We start from the raw sequence: 17,745 nt of genomic DNA, 5'->3' as shown, positions 1-17,745 counted from the left end.
ATAGTAACACATCCTATTTATTGGCAATAATTTCAGCGGATATTTCCGCCACGCTATATCAACGTGAGTAAAAGTCTTTCAATAAATTTGAATTCTATTCTCTAAATATTGCTCTGTTACCATAAGGCAATAACTCATAGAATAACTATATCGTGATTAACAAGTGAACTATCAAAGGTTAATTTAAGGAATAAACATGAGTAAAGTTCTGGTTCTTAAATCCAGCATTATGGCGCAGCATTCACATACTAACCAAATGGCAGATTTCTTCATTGAAAAGTGGCAAGCCAATCATACTGATGACAGCATTACAGTACGCGACCTGACTGCACAACCCATTCCTGTTCTGGATAATGAACTGGTTCATGCATTGCGTCCGAGTGGCAATGAAATGACCGCTCGTCAAAAAGAGGCGTTAGCATTATCTGACGAACTCATCGCGGAGTTGCAGAATAATGACGTTATTGTTATCACTGCCCCTATGTATAACTTCCACATTCCAACCCAACTGAAAAACTATTTTGACCTGATAGCCCGTGCTGGCGTCACCTTCCGTTATACCGAGAATGGCCCTGAAGGTCTGCTAAAAGACAAACGGATAATCATCCTGACCAGCCGGGGTGGCATCCATAAAGACGGACCTAGTGATCTGTTGGTGCCTTATCTGCGTCTATTCCTGAGTTTCATTGGGCTCACTGATGTAGAGTTTGTATTTGCCGAAGGTGTAGGGTTAGGCCCTGATGCCGCAAATCAAGCGCAACAAACCGCCCGTGAAGTTTTGGAAGCAATAGCTTCCTGATAGCCACGTTTTTGTTCATAATTCATACATTACCTATATTTTTATATTGCTGTCTTTTGCGCGTCATCCGACGCGCTTTTATTTCTGCAACCACTTACCATTAATACCAAGCACATACTCACCAAGTTCAGCTCTGTTCACCAGTTTTTCGCCAGTAAGTTTAGCCACTTGCTTTGTAGAAATATTATTGCCAGCCGCAATTTCTGCGTATTTTTTCTCACGGGCCTGATTAATCTCTGTCACCAAAACCTGTGCCTGCCTATCTGTTTTCACTATAGCCAGATAACCACTGAAAGTTTCACCGACCAACCCTTTCTGCTTTGCCTCATTCAGGGTCATTCCTCCAACAAAAGAGCTGAACAATACACTCACCAATAATAATATTCCCGTACCTGTTCTCTTCATAATGCTAACCCCCTAGAATAAGCCCGTGTTATTCTTGAGCATCTCTTCAACTTGCCTGTCTACTTTTATCTGAATTTCATGCTCAATTTTGACATTCATATTAATATTAATAGGCTTCTCAGGTGTTGCCACTTCAAGGCGTATACAACCTGACAGCATTAAGGGCCCCATTGATAGTAAGAACAGCTTCGTTCTGGTTTGTTTTGTCATTTATCACTCCCATTTAATACAGATATATTCTGCTGTAACCAATCTTCAAGATTGTTGCCAAACCGTAAGCTACGCCATAAGTGAAAGATATTCTCTTCATGATGGTAATTCAGCTTGACTTGCCGTTTTTTATCTCTTAATGAATTAACACCTTGAATTTCAGCATCAAGTGTCAGAACGCCTAAATTATCAAGATTGACTTGCGCCCGTAAGCGGCTGATTTCTAAATAGCGTAGCCAATCCATAGCGGCGCTGGCGGAAATATTATCTTTGTTAATGGAATCTACCGTGTCTTTATCCAGACGTAAGGTCATATGGTCGATATTGGTAATCCGACCTTGCTGAACTATCCAACGTTCATTATTAATAAACAACGGCAATTTTCCGCTGATTTTGCCGGACATCGCAAATTGTTTAATTTTCAACGCAGTAAAAAGGCGACTTAACTCCAATTTATCAAGCATCAAAATAGCAGGATGCTGCTGAGGAAGCCTTAATTTATCTAGGTTAATATGTCCATCCAATATACCTACATTCACGTTAGTCAGTTCCAGCGATTTTTGTTCCGATGGTGGATAAAATCCCTGTAAATCCGCCGTCAAGTTACGCATTTCAAACAGGTTATTAATCGTTTTCACTCGTAGCTGAACCGGCGATTTAACACCAAATTGCCAGATACTATCTCTCAGCCGCCACGGTAAGACAAAATCAAGTCCACTGATTTCACCATCTTTAAGCCACATGCTGCCATTTTTTACCACCCAGTGACCACCCGCAACAAAACCTTGCCCTTGTGTGACAGAAAAAGCAGCCTGTGCATAAAGATCACCTGATCGTAAGTTTATCCCTAAATCTTTAGGTACCAACGGCTGAAATGCGAGTAAGGATTGAGTAGGCCAACGCGCTTCACCACGCAATCTTGCTCCATCCCAACGGCTGTAAAAAGGGATCGGACCAATATTTCTTGATGAAAGATCACCATTAACAATAAAGTTGCTTGGGCTTTCTCCTGTCAATTTTGCGGTCAGCTCAGCGGGGGGTAAAAAGCCACCGGACCGAAACGATGTTTTCTTCGCTGTCAGCCGTAACTCACCATTAAAGGCGGGCGATTTCTCTGAACGTTGCCATTCCAATGGTTTTGTTAATTGTAGACGCGGCGTATCCACCCGGATCATGCCGTGTTTAATAATATTAAAGCCGGTCGTCATTTCGTTGACGCTAATCAATGTGTCACGCCAACGCCCTTTTCCGACGATATCCCATTTAGCCTGTAGTGGCGGCAAATAGCCATCTCCCCAATAATTCCAACGCCAATAGCCTTTATCCAGCATAAAATCCTCGGCATGACCATCTAGATGCAAATGGAATTTTCCCCAGTCACGGTGTTGCGCATTAACAATCGCCTGTAACCGACCAGTAAAACCTTCACGTGTCAGATAAGTTCCCGCTAACGGTGAGCGGGCATCTTTAACAATAAACTCATCAGACAAACGCCCCCAAGCCCGAAACAACGAACCTGACTGGAAAGTCATTTTCGGATTAACCAACGGACCATTAATTATCGCAGACAATGACATAGCCATAATCATATCCTGCACATTAATCTGACCTGTTAATTGAAAAGGAAGCTGTGTATTTAATGAGCCTATCCGACCCGGCTTTATCGTTAACACAATATTCCCTTTACCACGTTCACCCTGTGTGACCAAATTTATACGGCCACTAATTAACAGGTTATCCAACCCTTGTTGCCAATGAGCAATCTTAATATTCACTCCACCTGCAAAAGGTTGCTCCGCACCAGTCCACTGCCATTTACCATCAGTGATATCAAGCTGTTCTCGGCTAAACTGCCAAGGTAATTCAGCCAAAGGTATTGTCGCCCCCTCTTCTCTGATAATAAGTTTGCCGGATTTATCTCGCCAACCTAACTTGATATTTAGCGGGTGCGCATATTGCCTGGCAATAATTTTACCTTTTACTTCACCGTGAGGAGGTAGTTTGTCCACATTAAGTGGTAAAGTCATTTCACCATTAAGGCTAATTTCCTGTTCTGGTAATTTAATTGCCAGTTGGTCAATAACTAGCGATTCCTTACCATAAATATGCGCTGACAATTTAACATTTTTTCCCTGATAACTTAGTTTTTGCCCCTGAGGAGAAGAATTGAATTTTAGTTTTCCAGCAAAATCTCGCCAGGGATGAAAAGAAAGATTTTCCACGGACAAACTTCCTTGTGGAATAAAGGCCAAAATATCAGCAACAGATAATGGAACAAGGCTCTGCGTAGATTTAGGCAACTGATTTAGACAATTGATATCCCCGCTAATATCTGCGGCATTTAATTGCCAATGATAACTGTTATCTATCACTGAATATGGATAACTAACAGATAATCGCGATACACGAATAAGCCTGCAACCCTTCACCTGCAATGAAATATCAGCCAGTTGCAAAGCCCCATTTTTCCATTCTGGTTGTTTCAATGAAACCGTCATACCTGGAGGTAACCAGTGACCGATGGCCTTAGGTAACCAATGAGGAATCGAAAACCATCCCGCCGTTATCAGCAATACCAATAACATTAGTATGGTAATGAATATTTTTAACCCTTTGGTTATCAAATCCTTGCCTCTCCTTACTTAAGCCTTAGATCGGTTACTTCTATACCCGTTATCTTTCAAGTTGCCTCTTTGTTGGCTGCGCTCGCTCACCCCGGTCACATAGTTACCTATGCTCCCGGGGATTCGCTCCCTTGCCGTCGCGATCCATCTTGAAATCCATAGGGTATATTGTTATTCCATAATTTAGCAGACACGCCTTAAACTAAGACATTGATTATTAAGAAAATTATGTTGAACATATAGGGAAGCAACAAGCAATACACTTATAGAGTTAATTAATTTATCGGTTTATTTAACCCTTTACGTCAGCAATAATTTAAGCTCAAAACAATTTATTAGCTACTTAAATTATAGCGGAGATAATTCCATGAAATTAGTCGTTTACAGTACCAAACAGTATGATTACAAACATCTGGAGCAGGTCAATAAAAAGCTCGGATTTGGTTATGATTTCGAGTTTTTCGATTTCCCTCTCAGTTCAAAAACGGCCAAAAACGCTATTGGCGCAGATGCTGTTTGTATTTTCGTCAACGATAATGCTGACCGTAAAGTACTTGAAGAATTGGCTGAAATGAATATAAAAATCCTCGCATTACGTTGCGCCGGTTTTAATAATGTCGATCTGGATGTGGCTGAAGAATTGGGTATTCAGGTTGTACGGGTTCCAGCCTATTCCCCTGAAGCTGTTGCTGAACATACCGTCGGGTTAATGTTGTGCTTAAACCGCCGTATCCACCGGGCTTATCAACGTACCCGTGACGCCAATTTCTCTCTTGAAGGCTTAATTGGTTTCAATATGCACAACCGCACAGCAGGAGTTATCGGAACCGGTAAGATTGGTATTGCAACTCTACGTATTCTTAACGGATTTGGTATGCGTCTGCTAGCTCATGATCCCTACCCCAATCAAGCTGTTTTGGATCTCGGTGCTCAATATGTCGATCTGGATACGCTGTACGCGCAATCTGATGTCATATCCCTTCATTGCCCGTTAACACCAGAAAACCATCATCTGCTGAATGAAGTTGCTTTCAGTAAAATGAAAAACGGCGTCATGATCATTAATACCAGCCGAGGGGCCCTAATTGATTCCGTCGCAGCCATTAGCGCATTAAAACAACAAAAAATTGGCGCTCTGGGTATGGATGTTTACGAGAATGAACGCGACCTCTTCTTTGAAGATAAATCTAATGACGTCATTCAGGATGATATTTTTCGTCGCTTGTCTTCATGCCATAACGTGCTATTTACCGGTCATCAGGCATTCCTGACAGAAGAAGCCTTAACCAGTATCAGTGAAACTACGCTGAGAAATATCCAGCAATTAATCAACGGGAAAAATTGCCCGAATATTGTTAGTAAGTACCCTTAAAATAATATATAGGAGATAAACATGAAAAAAATACTACCTTTGGCAACAGCAACTTTATTGTTAGCCACATTCCAAGCTTCCGCGGTAGAAAACGTGTCAGTTAATGATTTACAACATCATAAATTTGTTCTGGTGAGCGTTAACGGCGAAGGCGTAAAAAATCAAGATGGTCGCGTACCAACCATTGAATTCGGGGAAAAAATGCATGTTTCTGGTTCCATGTGTAATCTCTTTATGGGTCAAGGCAAACTGAAAAATGGTGTACTGACCGTTAAAAACCTGGCTAGCACTCAAATGCTTTGCTCTGATGAAAAATTAAACAAATGGGATTACCTGATTGGTCAAGTATTAGCTGATGGCGTTAAAGTGAAGTTGAAAGATCACAAACTGACACTATCTCACCCCAACAATACATTGGTTTATAAAGTTCAGTAATCAAAAAAATCATTCATAAAGTTAGCATTAAACATTTAGCAGAGTGAAATTCCTTGAATGGACTCAAGATTAAGCTCTGTTTGTCCAAGTGTTTTATGTTCTAGGTGCCGGAAATTACTCTCCGGCACTTCCAAATATAATATCTAAGCAATAAATTTACCGCTGATATTAAACTTTTAAACATTATAGGAGAACCAAAATCGACATAAAGAGATATAGATAATGTAATTTATTTTTAACTTATTTCTTCAAACTTAAATAAAGAGTTATATACTTTTTACATTTAATAAATAGTTTATTAACCAAATAAAAGGAAATAATTTATGTCCAATATTGAACTGACTGATATTCAATTTATCGACCTGATGAACGAAATGCGCCAACACGCAAAACATATATTAAATGATTCTAAAACTGAACCCTTTGTGCCATCGACACCTGAACTCCAAGCATATGCAAATATGCTTGGGGAACAATATGAGAGTATAGATATTACCGGAAATAAGGAAATAAATGGTATTATTAATGAATTGAAAGATTCTGTGAAATCTGGTGCTAATTCAACGACAAACGTTTCTAAGGCAAGTGTAACTGACAGCACGCAGAAATATCAGGAAGCGATTGCTGCCGATCCAGATAACGCAGACCAAGACTGGATCGATAACATGAATAAATCTCGTCAAAGAACCAAAGATGAGAACAACAGACAAATTGATACAAGTTACGATAAAGCCATTCAATTCGGGTTACAATTTCCTAACGCCAGAGCAACAATACAAAGTTTTATGGAAAAAACTAATGCATTCTTCTCCAGTTTGTTTGGCAGGCTTTCAAATTTTATACTTGATGCAGCCAGGCAACTCTCTGAATGGATAAGCAGAGCATGGGAATCAATTAAATCTTTCTATGAGAGAATTAATGTTTGGATTTCCGGCGCTTTGTAATTAACTAATAATGGTTCGAGTTAGTTCGAACCATTATATTCACCTCAGATATAACCTGGCAAAATTAATTACTTATTAGGCAGTTTGATCCTAGAAATAATCGCCAGTCTATCCATATAATATTCCATATTACCCCACAACCAACTCTGCTCTTTACTAACATCATCTTCAGCTAAAATATTTCTTAATTCACAGGTCATGACATCATAACCGTAAACATGAAGCCCAAACTGTAACGCCTCATACATTCTAGCTTGCCAAAAAGAGGTTCCTTCTATTATTTGACTCATATTTGAAGCAACAACATCATAGGTTTTAATCAGATAGTGGAAAAAGATTTTAGCAGCCAAATCACTTAATGCCGCTTTATGTTGTGGCTTCCTCGTTCGCCACACAAGTATCTGCGAAGCAAGACGACAGTTAAGAACCAAGTCACTTATTATAATAACTTTGTTGTAATAAACGACTTCTTTTGTTTCGTCACTAAGTAGCGCTAATTCAAAGTAGGGCTCATCTATATCATCCAAATCTAGCCGGTTATCAACCCTAATCAACCGGTAACCGGGCGGAAAAATGAGTTCATCCACATCATGCACAATATTAGCACCAGAGGAACCAAGAGCATCATACAGAACACGATTGAACTCTAACTCACTCAATTGGATGAAATCATTGGTAATCTTTTCTATGTTTCCCACATGTATTGGCATACTTTATGCCTCCTATAATAGACCACAGGTTCAATTACCTAATGGTAATAGTATAGATGCAATTATATACAATCAACCTTTAGTTCATTTTGGTGGATATACCCTCTGGTTAACTTAGCTCTGGAGCAAGCCCCCAACTTGGGAAACACAGAAAATAATTTATTAAATTATAGTTAGTTAAATCATTATCAAGGTTTATTAATAATATGATCTTCCCATTCTACAATATCAATTTCCCGTACAGCGATATGCCTAACAGAAATTCTTTCGCTATGCATTGCTGATTTCGAACCTTTAATCAGAGGGTGCCACGGTAATAATGGCTTCCCTTCTTCAAGCAAACGATATGCACAAGTTATTGGTAACCATGCAAAAGTCGGCAAATTATGACGGGTTAATTTGATGCAATCCGGTTCATATCTGAAACGATCTTCGTAATTTTTGCATTGGCACGTTTTTATATTGAGTTGATTGCAAGCAACATTAGTAAAATAAATTTCATCGGTATCATCATCCATCAATTTATGTAAGCAACACTGCCCACAACCATCACATAATGACTCCCATTCTTCATCCGTCATCTGATCTAAGGTTTTTACCTGCCAGAAAGGCTGAGACATAACTTCTACTATTCCTTATATTATTCAAATCACCCTGGTAGTGAGTGAATTATCATTCAGAGTAACCTTTAACACATCACCGGATTTTAGTGCTCCAACACCTTCCGGTGTACCAGTGAGAATCACATCTCCCGGCCGCAAAGTGAAAAAGTGCGACATATGGCTGATCAGAGGAACGATGGGTGTCAACATATCGTTACTATTACCGTTCTGCCGTAGCTCATCATTGACCGTCAGTGAAAACTGGACATTCTGCGGATCACCAAAATGACTTATTCGAATAAACCCAGATATCGGGCAAGAGCCATCAAACGCCTTACTTTTTTCCCACGGTTGACCCGCTTTCTTGAATTTAGATTGCAAATCACGCAAGGTGAGATCCAATGCCACAGCAAAACCCGCGATAGCGGCGCCAACTCGCTCTTTATTTGTTTGTTTCAACGGCATACCAATCAGTACAGCCAGTTCAACTTCATGATGAACGACACCAAAATCCTTTGGAATTGCAATTGGCTGATGTATATCACACAGTGCAGTTTCCGGCTTAATAAAAACAACGGGTTCTTCCGCTGGCTGAGACCCCATCTCTTTAATATGTTTAACGTAATTACTACCAACGCAAACCACTTTATTGACAGGAAGATCCAGTAATGCCCCCTGCCAGTCTCTGTGTTGATACATATTCGTTTCTCACTCTGGTTTATCAGGCAACATACCCATGATTATAGCACTTATTGCTCCATCTTATCAGCCACCACGCCAAGACTGATCGCAAAATAAGGTCTTGTTATTTTTCCATCTGGTTCAGATGTGCATTCATTAAGTTTTCAACCGGAGGTGGGATTTGCAGGTAGAAACCCTGTTCAATTAACGATATTTTTACCTTTTCTATATCGGCACCTGCCAGTTTTTTTCTGTCTGCCAGAGAAATCATCATTGTATATTGGGGCTGTCCAAAACTTTGCAGTAACTCTTCGGGAACACGAGAGAAATTATCTCTTTTTTCAACATAAAGATATGTTTGCTCCCTTTTCGGGCTTCTGTAGATCGCACAAATCATTATAATAAACTCTTTTAAATTCAGGTCACAACTTGCTTGAATAATTTAGTAATTATAACATGTTTATTGTTTTTCTAAATATCGTATCCCAGGGGGTGTTCTGGGGGGATCTCAAATTTGCTGAATCTGAGTCAGGCAGGATAGATGTCACAGTCGCCAATTGAGCTAAAAGGCAGTAATTTTACGCTTTCGGTTGTTCATTTACATAATGACCAACCAGAAATCATTCTACAGGCCCTACAGGAAAAAGTGGAACAAGCACCGGATTTTCTGAAAAATGCGCCTGTTGTCATTAATATCTCCGCTCTGCCGGCAGACGCTGATCTGAAAGCGCTGCATCACGCTATTGATTCAGCAGGATTCCGTATTGTCGGAATGAGTGGTTGTCGTGATGAGCAACAACGCAGGGCGGTAATAAAAGCATCCTTACCACTACTAAGTGAAGGAAAAAAACAAAAAACCTCGGCAAAGGAAGATAAACCGGCTGAACCCGCGATTAAAAAAACCCGCGTAATTAATTTACCTGTTCGCTCAGGTCAAAGGATTTATGCCCAAGGCAGTGATCTTATTGTTACCAGTAATGTAAGCGCCGGTGCCGAATTGATTGCAGACGGCAATATTCACATCTACGGTATGATGCGTGGTCGGGCATTAGCCGGTGCATCCGGTGATCAGGAGTGCCTGGTTTTTTGCACCCATTTAAATGCCGAACTTATCTCTATCGCGGGGCAATATTGGCTCGGCGATAAAATCCCAACTGAATTAGCAGGAAAAGCCGCAAAACTTAGCCTGGTAAATAATGAATTAACTATTGAACCTTTAATCTAGCCCTTTTAATAAGGAATCACTTCATGGCACGCATTATTGTTGTTACATCAGGTAAAGGTGGCGTTGGCAAAACCACTTCAAGCGCGGCCATTGCTACCGGCCTTGCTCAAAGAGGTAAAAAGACCGTCGTTATCGATTTTGACATCGGCCTGCGTAACCTCGATCTGATTATGGGATGTGAACGCCGCGTAGTTTATGACTTCGTGAACGTTATCCAAGGTGACGTCTCGCTTAATCAGGCATTAATTAAAGATAAACGTACCGAGAATCTTTATATCTTGCCTGCATCGCAAACCCGCGATAAAGACGCTCTCACTCCTGAAGGCGTTGAGCAGGTTTTAGTTGATCTGGATAAACAAGGTTTCGATTTTATTATCTGTGACTCCCCGGCAGGAATTGAAAGTGGTGCATTGGTAGCACTCTATTTTGCTGACGAAGCGATCATCACAACGAATCCTGAGGTCTCTTCTGTACGTGATTCAGACCGTATTCTGGGTATTCTGGCTTCTAAATCTCGTCGAGCTGAACGGGGTGAAGATCCCATTAAAGAACATCTGCTATTAACCCGCTATAACCCAGGCCGTGTGAGTCGTGGTGATATGCTAAGTATGGAAGACGTTCTGGAAATTTTATGCATTCCTTTAATCGGTGTTATTCCAGAAGATCAATCTGTACTGCGTTCATCTAACCAAGGGGAACCGGTCATTCTGGATACAGAATCCGATGCAGGAAAAGCGTATGCAGATACTGTTGAACGTTTATTAGGGGAAGAGCGTCCTTTCCGCTTCATTGAAGAAGAGAAAAAAGGCTTCTTAAAACGCCTGTTTGGGGGGTAAAACATGGCCTTGCTAGATTTCTTTCTGTCGAGAAAAAAACCGACAGCAAATATCGCTAAAGAGCGGCTGCAAATCATCGTGGCAGAGCGTCGCCGTGGTGATTCTGAACCTGCTTATCTGCCTGATATGAAACGGGATATCTTGGCGGTAATCTGTAAATATATACAGGTAGATCCTGATATGCTCTCTGTACAATTTGAACAGAAAGGTGATGATATTTCCGTGCTGGAGCTTAATATAACATTGCCTGAGGCAGAAGAAACTCAAAAATAACGCAGACAGACAGGGCTGTTTTATCATTACCGCCATCAAAGTAACCAAACTAATTACATGGCAGTCTGAGATGGGGTAACCCTAACGGGAACCCCTTTCTCGCACTTTAGCCTGGCATCAGGCTAAGGTTCTGATATGGATTAATCAGGATAGTTCGCCAGAATCTCCGCGACTGGCTCAGCCAGCAACTCTCCCCGCCACCCACTAAGCAGTTCAGGTTTGTCATTTAATTGTTTCAAGTTCCAGTGAACGCTAAGTAATTGATTAATCTGACGACGAGATGCCAATAATTCAGAATTAAATCTGTGCTGTTCACTTACCTGATGGATCAGCGCCTTAATATCCTTAAATGCTTTGCGATAACCAAGTTGATCAATCAGGTTCGTCATTGGCGGCGGGCATTCGCTTTCTGGAATATTTCCACTTTCAGCAACCATTGCCAATAGACGACGACCATGACAACGAATCTCCTGCCCGCTTAACCCTAACGCATCCAACTCCGCCAAAGAAGTTGGCATATAACGCGCTACCTGCCACAGGTTTTCTTCACGAATGACGAAGTTCACGGCTAAATCGCGTTCTCTGGCCTGATTCAAACGCCATGCCGCCAGTTTTTTCAAACACGCAAGCTGTTGGGGACGTAATTGACAGATATTGCCTATCTGTTTATAAGCACATTCCGGTTCCAATATCTCTTTACGGCGTCGGCTTATCAGCCGACACTCACCCGTCGCAGCCTCCATATATCCAGCCTGCGCTGTTGCAGTCATCAATATATCCGCCAAAGGCAACAGATAATAAACATCCGCTGCGGCATACTCGCACTGTTTTTCACTTAACGGGCGGGCAAGCCAATCAGTGCGGGATTCGCTTTTATCCAGCTCGACATGAATATATTCAACCACCAGCGCGGCAAAGCCACATGAAAGCGGGTGCCCAATAAAAGCCGCCAGGACCTGAGTATCAATCATCGGTTCCGGCAAACATTGAAAAGTATTCAGAAAAACTTCCAAATCTTCACTGCCAGCATGTAACAGCTTCAATATTTGAGGATGAGTAATTAACTCGCGGAAAGGTTGCCAGTTAGTGATATTAAGTGGATCAATCAGAGAAAGTTGTTCGCCATCATACAGTTGTATCAAACCTAATTGTGGGTAATACGTCCGTGTGCGTACAAATTCAGTATCCAATGCTACTTTTGAGTATTTTTTTGCCCCTTCGCAAACTTGTTGCAACTGAGCATCTGTGGTGATCAACTGATAATTCAAAACATAGTTCTCTTAGCCATTCATGGAATAAGCACGACAACGCCGGCTGATACCGGCGTTGTCGTGCTTATCAATATTATGAAGAGGATCTCAGGCTATAGCGACATTCCTGACCTTTTCCTCTTCATCACGCAGTTCCCTACGAAGAATTTTACCTACATTAGACTTAGGTAATTCATCCCGGAACTCAATGATCTTTGGTACTTTATACCCTGTTAGATAACGACGGCAATGGGTTTTAAGTTCATCCTCGGTCAAACTAGGATCTATCCGAACCACAAATACTTTGACAGTTTCACCGGAACTTTCGCTTGATACCCCTATTGCTGCTGACTCTAGCACTTTAGGGTGAGCTGATACAACATCTTCAACTTCATTAGGATACACATTGAAACCAGAAACCAAAATCATATCTTTTTTACGATCTACGATATGAATGAAACCTTGTTCATTAACATTCGCAATATCACCCGTCGCGACCCAACCATCTTTCAACACTTCTTCTGTTGCATCAGGGCGATTCCAATAACCCACCATCACCTGTGGGCCACGTATCCACAATTCTCCCTGCTGGCCCATCTCTACCTCATTACCATCATCACCCATCAGTTTTATTTCCGTTGAAGAGACAGGGAAACCAATACTGCCAGTGTAATGTTTCGAATTATAAGGATTACAGGAAACCAAAGGTGAACATTCCGTCAGACCATAACCTTCAAGCAGATTAGTACCTGTCACTTTTGCCCATTTCTCAGCAACCGCTTTCTGTACCGGCATACCACCACCAACAACCAGACGCAGCGTAGAAAAATCAAGCTTCTTAAATTCTTCATTATTCAACCAGGCGTTAAACAACGTATTTACCCCGGTGACAGAAGTGAACGGATAACGACCTAATTCTTTAGCTGTACCCGTAATATCACGCGGGTTAGTGATCAGAAGATTGCACCCACCCAGGTAAATAAGTAACAAGCAATTCACCATTAACGCAAATATGTGATAGAGAGGCAACGCCGTAACAATCAGCTCTTGGCCTACACGTAATAATGGAGAATAAACCGCTTTTGCCTGTTCAAGATTTGCCAATATATTACGGTGAGTCAGCATAGCCCCCTTCGCTACACCGGTAGTGCCGCCAGTATATTGCAGAAAGGCCAAATCATTGCCGTTAATCTCTGGTTTTACATATTGCATGCGATAACCTTTCTGTATCGCGCAACGGAATGAAATGGCATCAGGCAGATTATACTTCGGTACCAGCCGTTTGATATATTTCACCGCAAAATCAACCAACGTACCTTTAGGACGAGATAGTTGGTCCCCCATGCGCGTCAAAATAACATGCTTAACTTTAGTATTAAAAACGATCTTTTCCAATGTATGGGCAAAATTGGAGACGATCACAATAGCGGAAGTGCCGCTGTCATTAAGCTGATGTTCAAGCTCACGCGGCGTATACAACGGGTTTACATTTACGACAATCATACCTGCACGTAGAACACCAAACAGTGCAACGGGATATTGCAGTAGGTTTGGCATCATCAGCGCAACGCGATCTCCTTTACTTAATCCCAAACCATTTTGCAAATATGCCGCGAATGCCCGACTACGCTCTTCCAACTTACGGAAGGTCATAATCTCACCCATATTGATAAATGCAGGTTGATCTGCATAGTGCGCTACGGCATTTTCAAACATCTCAACCAATGATGCATAACGATCCGGGTCAATTTCCGCAGGAACATCCGCCGGATAATGTTTTAGCCAGACTTTCTCCAAGGTAGTACTCCTGAAATTTTAATTGCTATGTTATCACTCGCCTAATAAATAACGCACGCTTTGATTTAACAAATTATTAACTCAGCATACCAGTTTAAAAAAGAAACATTGTTCAGGTTGAGATACACATCACTAATTTCATGTTAATCCTGATACATAAAAACAAAGAGAATTGTGTTGTCTGTAAATTATTTTTAGTTATCAGTATATTATTGCCATAGTTAATATTTAACTTAGTAGCTATTGATTATACATTGACCTACTTATTTTTTGCTTAAGATAGCATTTTTGAAATAGCATTTATTGCTTTCGTCTATTCCAATGCATTATTAAAAAACTAATGGTAATAAAAAATGATTATAAATAACATCACAGTCAGAAAGGCAACCTATAAAGATAGTACTACTATCAGCGATATAGAGCGCCAAGCTGCGTCCCTTTTTCCAGAAGAGCTCTTATCAAAAGTACTCGGTGATCAAACCCTACCAATACTCCTGATGAACTACAGAAAATTCTGGCAGAAGAGATGACGGCGGGTTTAGGTGAAAGAATTGCAATGAAATTAACAATCAATCCAAAGATAGACAGAAAATAATAGATAAATTACCGCCACATCTATTGTGGCGGCTCAAGTAGGAAATTAGGTTACGGTGTCACAAGATATTCATCAACAACCCCTGATTGAAATAACTCTACCTGGTCAAAATAGTTTCAACAAGTGCGGGGTCGGGATAATTCCCATTCCATCCCCAACCTGAATAATATGGATAGCCATAATAATTCCAAGGCCCTGTGCCATAAGGCATCAATACCCGTTGAACAACCTTCCAACGTTGATAGCCCATTACATCAATCACAACATAATCGTAATCCGCGCGACCAATTTTACCCTTTTTTAACCCCACTATCGGACCAACAACAGTGACGTAATTTCCTTTAAAATCGTCAGGCTCAAGGAAACTATTAACATAAACATAGATACGGCCAAGGGAAGGTTCATCTAATTGCGGACTGGCATCCGATGCCAACGGCAATGACGATATTTCCAAACGGGTACGGTGATTTTCATTCACCACACTAAGTACTTTACCGCCAAATCGTCCTTCCTGGCCGATAAACAATGCAGGTGTACTCTTAATAGAAAGTAGATCCTGAACAGGTATTGGTGACGTTCCTTTTACTGAATCAGGAACGGTGACACAGCCTGTAAGCATTACAGCACCTAACAAGATTAGCGCCTTAATACCCGTCCGGTAGTTTATTACTCTTAACATAACCACCTTCTCCTGAAAATTGTCCCAACAACGATGTTTGAAATAACCATATGTTTAAAATAATTATGTCTATTTGATACTTTCTTTTACTACAAGTTTCATCAACCGATACTTAACGACCCGGTAATTTTTTCCAAGTCACTTCATTACGCAAATAGATCGGTTCAGCATATTCTACGGCTGTCATCTCACCGTTCTGCCACATCTGTACAGCCAGAGGTAACATATCTTCAGCATGAGGTAATGTAATATCACTGTCAGTCAACGTTAAGTGACTTTCCATCAACTGAGGATAAGCCTGCCAACCGGTTCCGGCAATGACCCACTCCCCATGAAATGAATCCATGATAGCCCTTGCCTGTTCCGGTCTCAATACAGCTTCTGTTTCACTTCCCTGCCATTTGCCTTCCTGATCGCGGACATATTGCCCCCAGTAAATTTCTCCCATCCGGGCATCAATAGCGGTCAATACTTGAGTTGATCCTGTCAGGCGAAAAACACCTTGAGCCATCATATTAAGCGTTGAAACACCAATCACCGGCAGTTCAGCACCCAGAGCCAACCCCTGAGCAATACCAACACCAATACGTACACCAGTAAAACTGCCTGGCCCACGGCCAAAAGCCAAGGCATTGAGTTGTTGTAAACTGACCTCCGCTTCCGCCAGCACAGACTGAACCATGGGTAAAATACGTTGCGTGTGTTCCCGTGGAGAAATTTCAAACTGTGCCAAAACAGCACCATCATCCCAAAGAGCAACTGAGCAGGCTTCCGTTGCAGTATCAATAGCCAGAATTCGTGTGGACATGCCTTAACCTCGGCAAGAAATATGATTCGAAATAAAGTGCCATCTTATCATAACCTAGCCTGTTTTACCCAGTTGGCAAGCATAAGAAGGCTATTACTCCTTGCCACATGTACACACAGGGTAGCGGTGTCTTTATGAGTTATCAGATAGAAGAGAAGTAAATTTGACTGTGATCCATCGCTTTCTAACGTAATTCTACCACCTCAATATGGAACATCCTTAAAATACGAAGATATACTTAAACAATACTTAATATGAAAGTCCGGAGGTGAGTTATGATATCAGTGCAAAATTTCTTTCTAAAGGATAACCTTCTCTCTATTAAATCATTAGACTTAGACACTATAATGAATATTATAGACTTGGCTCAGAATTTTAAAGTATCAAAACCTGATAAAAAAATAAAAAAAAGAAATGAAGATATCCTTGTTGCTTCACTGTTTTTTCAGGCAAGTACAAGAACTCGCCTCAGTTTTGAAAGCGCAGCCAACCGTCTTGGCGCAAAAATTATAGGTTTTTCTGATGGTGAGTCAAGCCGTTCTGGTTCAAGCTGGAATGAAAAATTTACGGATACTGCACAAATGATCAATGCGTATGCCGATATTGCCGTTATGCGCCATGCCAAAGTTGAGCCTGTGCATAACTATTGTATAAAAAGCCGCCATCCAGTTATAAATGCGGGAAATGGTGAAGGATTAAATGCAGAGCATCCAACGCAGGCTTTGCTTGATATTTTTACCATTCATCAATCTTTCCCTCTTCATAAATCATTAACTTTATTATTATGCTGTCACCCCTCTTCCCGATCAGCGCGCTCCCTTCTCTTTTGTATAGCTCTGTTTCACAATATAAAATTATTACTTTGCACTGAAGAAAATTGTAAGCTTTTACCAGAAGACGAAGCGTACCTTCGTCAAGCTGGTGTCAACTACGAATATCTCCATAACATAAAAGAGGGGTTGTGTAGTGCGGATGTTATTTATATGGCGGGTTATAAAGAAACAGCAGATCATTTACCCGATTCCAATTTGATGCTCACTCCTGATCTACTTTCATACTTACATCCCCGCGCCATAATTATGCATCCTCTTCCGCGAGGTTATGAGCTTCCTTATGAGTTAGATAATTCAGTACATTGTGCTTATTTTTCTCAGGCTGAGAACGGAGTTTTTGTTAGAATGGCAATTCTCCAAGGTTACTTCAACGTTATTGGGGGACGGTAAGGATTCGGGCGCAAACAGGAAGGGGTTTGGTGGTAGTTGGTCAGGTGGTGTTCACAGTGTCCATTTCTGCGATGCAACCTGGATGACCAGCTACACCACCTTTTTCACCGAGTCGTCTGACGGGAACATAAAAAAATATGGGGCAATCATTTAAAGTGCTTCCCTCGGACGACCCGTTCTAAATGGCGAGCTAAAGGCACAATTTTAGCGTTGGTATCCATTAATGAGCTAGCCAGAGTACAGTTGACGGTTCTACATTAGCTATAGCAGCATAAGC

General features: G+C 41.1%; 19 protein-coding genes. 8 read left to right on the top strand and 11 right to left on the bottom strand.

Annotated features, from left to right (window positions below; all coding sequences use genetic code 11):
- Window positions 1–196: 196 nt before the first annotated feature.
- A complete protein-coding gene (locus D3222_RS02925) occupies window positions 197–799 on the top strand; it encodes an FMN-dependent NADH-azoreductase (RefSeq protein WP_118984780.1) in 603 nt (200 codons plus the stop codon).
- Window positions 800–877: 78 nt separating this feature from the next.
- Here the strand turns inward: D3222_RS02925 and D3222_RS02920 are convergent, their stop codons facing one another.
- From D3222_RS02920 to D3222_RS02910, 3 genes are read right to left on the bottom strand one after another with little or no spacing between them, the layout of a single operon-like run.
- Entirely contained in the window at window positions 878–1,204 is a 327-nt protein-coding gene (locus D3222_RS02920) for a YdbL family protein (RefSeq protein ID WP_118984779.1), read from the bottom strand.
- A 12-nt stretch (window positions 1,205–1,216) separates the two neighbouring features.
- Window positions 1,217–1,414 carry a YnbE family lipoprotein gene (locus D3222_RS02915; RefSeq protein ID WP_118984778.1) on the bottom strand — a complete coding sequence of 66 codons (198 nt, stop codon included), beginning with the start codon at window positions 1,412–1,414 and terminating at the stop codon, window positions 1,217–1,219.
- Window positions 1,411–4,038: a YdbH family protein gene (locus tag D3222_RS02910; protein ID WP_198672730.1), complete on the bottom strand. Its 2,628-nt coding sequence runs from the start codon at window positions 4,036–4,038 to the stop codon at window positions 1,411–1,413. The genes D3222_RS02915 and D3222_RS02910 overlap by 4 nt, the downstream gene beginning before the upstream one ends.
- 367 nt (window positions 4,039–4,405) lie before the next feature.
- Here D3222_RS02910 and D3222_RS02905 point away from each other — a divergent pair, with 367 nt between their 5' ends.
- The 3 genes from D3222_RS02905 to D3222_RS02895 all read left to right on the top strand — a co-directional run bounded on the left by D3222_RS02905 (window position 4,406) and on the right by D3222_RS02895 (window position 6,789).
- On the top strand, window positions 4,406–5,410 hold the full coding sequence (locus D3222_RS02905; RefSeq protein ID WP_118984777.1) for a 2-hydroxyacid dehydrogenase: 1,005 nt from the start codon (window positions 4,406–4,408) through the stop codon (window positions 5,408–5,410).
- A gap of 21 nt (window positions 5,411–5,431) precedes the next feature.
- On the top strand, window positions 5,432–5,845 hold the full coding sequence (hslJ, locus tag D3222_RS02900) for a heat shock protein HslJ (protein WP_118984776.1): 414 nt from the start codon (window positions 5,432–5,434) through the stop codon (window positions 5,843–5,845).
- A gap of 323 nt (window positions 5,846–6,168) precedes the next feature.
- The gene (locus tag D3222_RS02895; RefSeq protein WP_118984775.1) at window positions 6,169–6,789 is read left to right on the top strand and encodes a hypothetical protein; all 621 of its coding nucleotides are present in this window, start codon (window positions 6,169–6,171) and stop codon (window positions 6,787–6,789) included.
- A 68-nt stretch (window positions 6,790–6,857) separates the two neighbouring features.
- On the opposite strand, the gene D3222_RS02890 is transcribed toward D3222_RS02895, so the two are convergent.
- From D3222_RS02890 to D3222_RS02875, 4 genes are all read right to left on the bottom strand, one after another.
- Window positions 6,858–7,499, bottom strand: coding sequence for a hypothetical protein (locus D3222_RS02890; RefSeq protein WP_118984774.1), 642 nt, complete (start codon window positions 7,497–7,499; stop codon window positions 6,858–6,860).
- 188 nt (window positions 7,500–7,687) lie between these two features.
- Window positions 7,688–8,119 (bottom strand): YcgN family cysteine cluster protein, encoded by a 432-nt coding sequence (locus D3222_RS02885; protein ID WP_118984773.1) that lies wholly within the window; start codon window positions 8,117–8,119, stop codon window positions 7,688–7,690.
- Window positions 8,120–8,143: 24 nt separating this feature from the next.
- Entirely contained in the window at window positions 8,144–8,800 is a 657-nt protein-coding gene (locus D3222_RS02880) for a fumarylacetoacetate hydrolase family protein (RefSeq protein WP_118984772.1), read from the bottom strand.
- Between the two features lie 106 nt (window positions 8,801–8,906).
- Complete coding sequence (locus D3222_RS02875; RefSeq protein ID WP_118984771.1) at window positions 8,907–9,179, bottom strand: YcgL domain-containing protein; 273 nt, start codon at window positions 9,177–9,179, stop codon at window positions 8,907–8,909.
- Window positions 9,180–9,323: 144 nt separating this feature from the next.
- On the opposite strand from D3222_RS02875, the gene minC reads away from it, so the two are divergent.
- The 3 genes from minC to minE are packed head-to-tail and all read left to right on the top strand — an operon-like array spanning window position 9,324 to window position 11,116.
- Window positions 9,324–10,007, top strand: coding sequence for a septum site-determining protein MinC (gene minC, locus D3222_RS02870; RefSeq protein ID WP_011146392.1), 684 nt, complete (start codon window positions 9,324–9,326; stop codon window positions 10,005–10,007).
- Window positions 10,008–10,030: 23 nt separating this feature from the next.
- Window positions 10,031–10,843, top strand: a complete 813-nt coding sequence (gene minD / locus D3222_RS02865; protein ID WP_118984770.1) for a septum site-determining protein MinD — start codon at window positions 10,031–10,033, stop codon at window positions 10,841–10,843.
- A gap of 3 nt (window positions 10,844–10,846) precedes the next feature.
- Window positions 10,847–11,116, top strand: coding sequence for a cell division topological specificity factor MinE (minE, locus tag D3222_RS02860; protein WP_118984769.1), 270 nt, complete (start codon window positions 10,847–10,849; stop codon window positions 11,114–11,116).
- A gap of 140 nt (window positions 11,117–11,256) precedes the next feature.
- Here minE and rnd read toward each other — a convergent pair whose 3' ends face one another.
- The 4 genes from rnd to tsaB form a co-directional block, all read right to left on the bottom strand.
- Complete coding sequence (gene rnd, locus D3222_RS02855) at window positions 11,257–12,384, bottom strand: ribonuclease D (RefSeq protein WP_118984768.1); 1,128 nt, start codon at window positions 12,382–12,384, stop codon at window positions 11,257–11,259.
- A 90-nt stretch (window positions 12,385–12,474) separates the two neighbouring features.
- A complete protein-coding gene (fadD, locus tag D3222_RS02850; protein ID WP_118984767.1) occupies window positions 12,475–14,163 on the bottom strand; it encodes a long-chain-fatty-acid--CoA ligase FadD in 1,689 nt (562 codons plus the stop codon).
- 692 nt (window positions 14,164–14,855) lie between these two features.
- Window positions 14,856–15,437: a Slp family lipoprotein gene (locus D3222_RS02845; RefSeq protein WP_118984766.1), complete on the bottom strand. Its 582-nt coding sequence runs from the start codon at window positions 15,435–15,437 to the stop codon at window positions 14,856–14,858.
- A 112-nt stretch (window positions 15,438–15,549) separates the two neighbouring features.
- A complete protein-coding gene (gene tsaB / locus D3222_RS02840) occupies window positions 15,550–16,245 on the bottom strand; it encodes a tRNA (adenosine(37)-N6)-threonylcarbamoyltransferase complex dimerization subunit type 1 TsaB (protein ID WP_118984765.1) in 696 nt (231 codons plus the stop codon).
- A gap of 275 nt (window positions 16,246–16,520) precedes the next feature.
- Between tsaB and D3222_RS02835 the strand changes: the two genes are divergently transcribed.
- Window positions 16,521–17,468 (top strand): aspartate/ornithine carbamoyltransferase family protein, encoded by a 948-nt coding sequence (locus D3222_RS02835; protein WP_118984764.1) that lies wholly within the window; start codon window positions 16,521–16,523, stop codon window positions 17,466–17,468.
- The last annotated feature ends 277 nt before the right edge of the window (window positions 17,469–17,745 follow it).

The sequence above is a fragment of the Photorhabdus sp. CRCIA-P01 genome, assembly GCF_003545805.1.
GTDB lineage: Bacteria > Pseudomonadota > Gammaproteobacteria > Enterobacterales > Enterobacteriaceae > Photorhabdus > Photorhabdus antumapuensis.
Note: the sequence above shows the minus strand (reverse complement) of the source record. Positions and strands in the feature narration are given on the sequence as shown.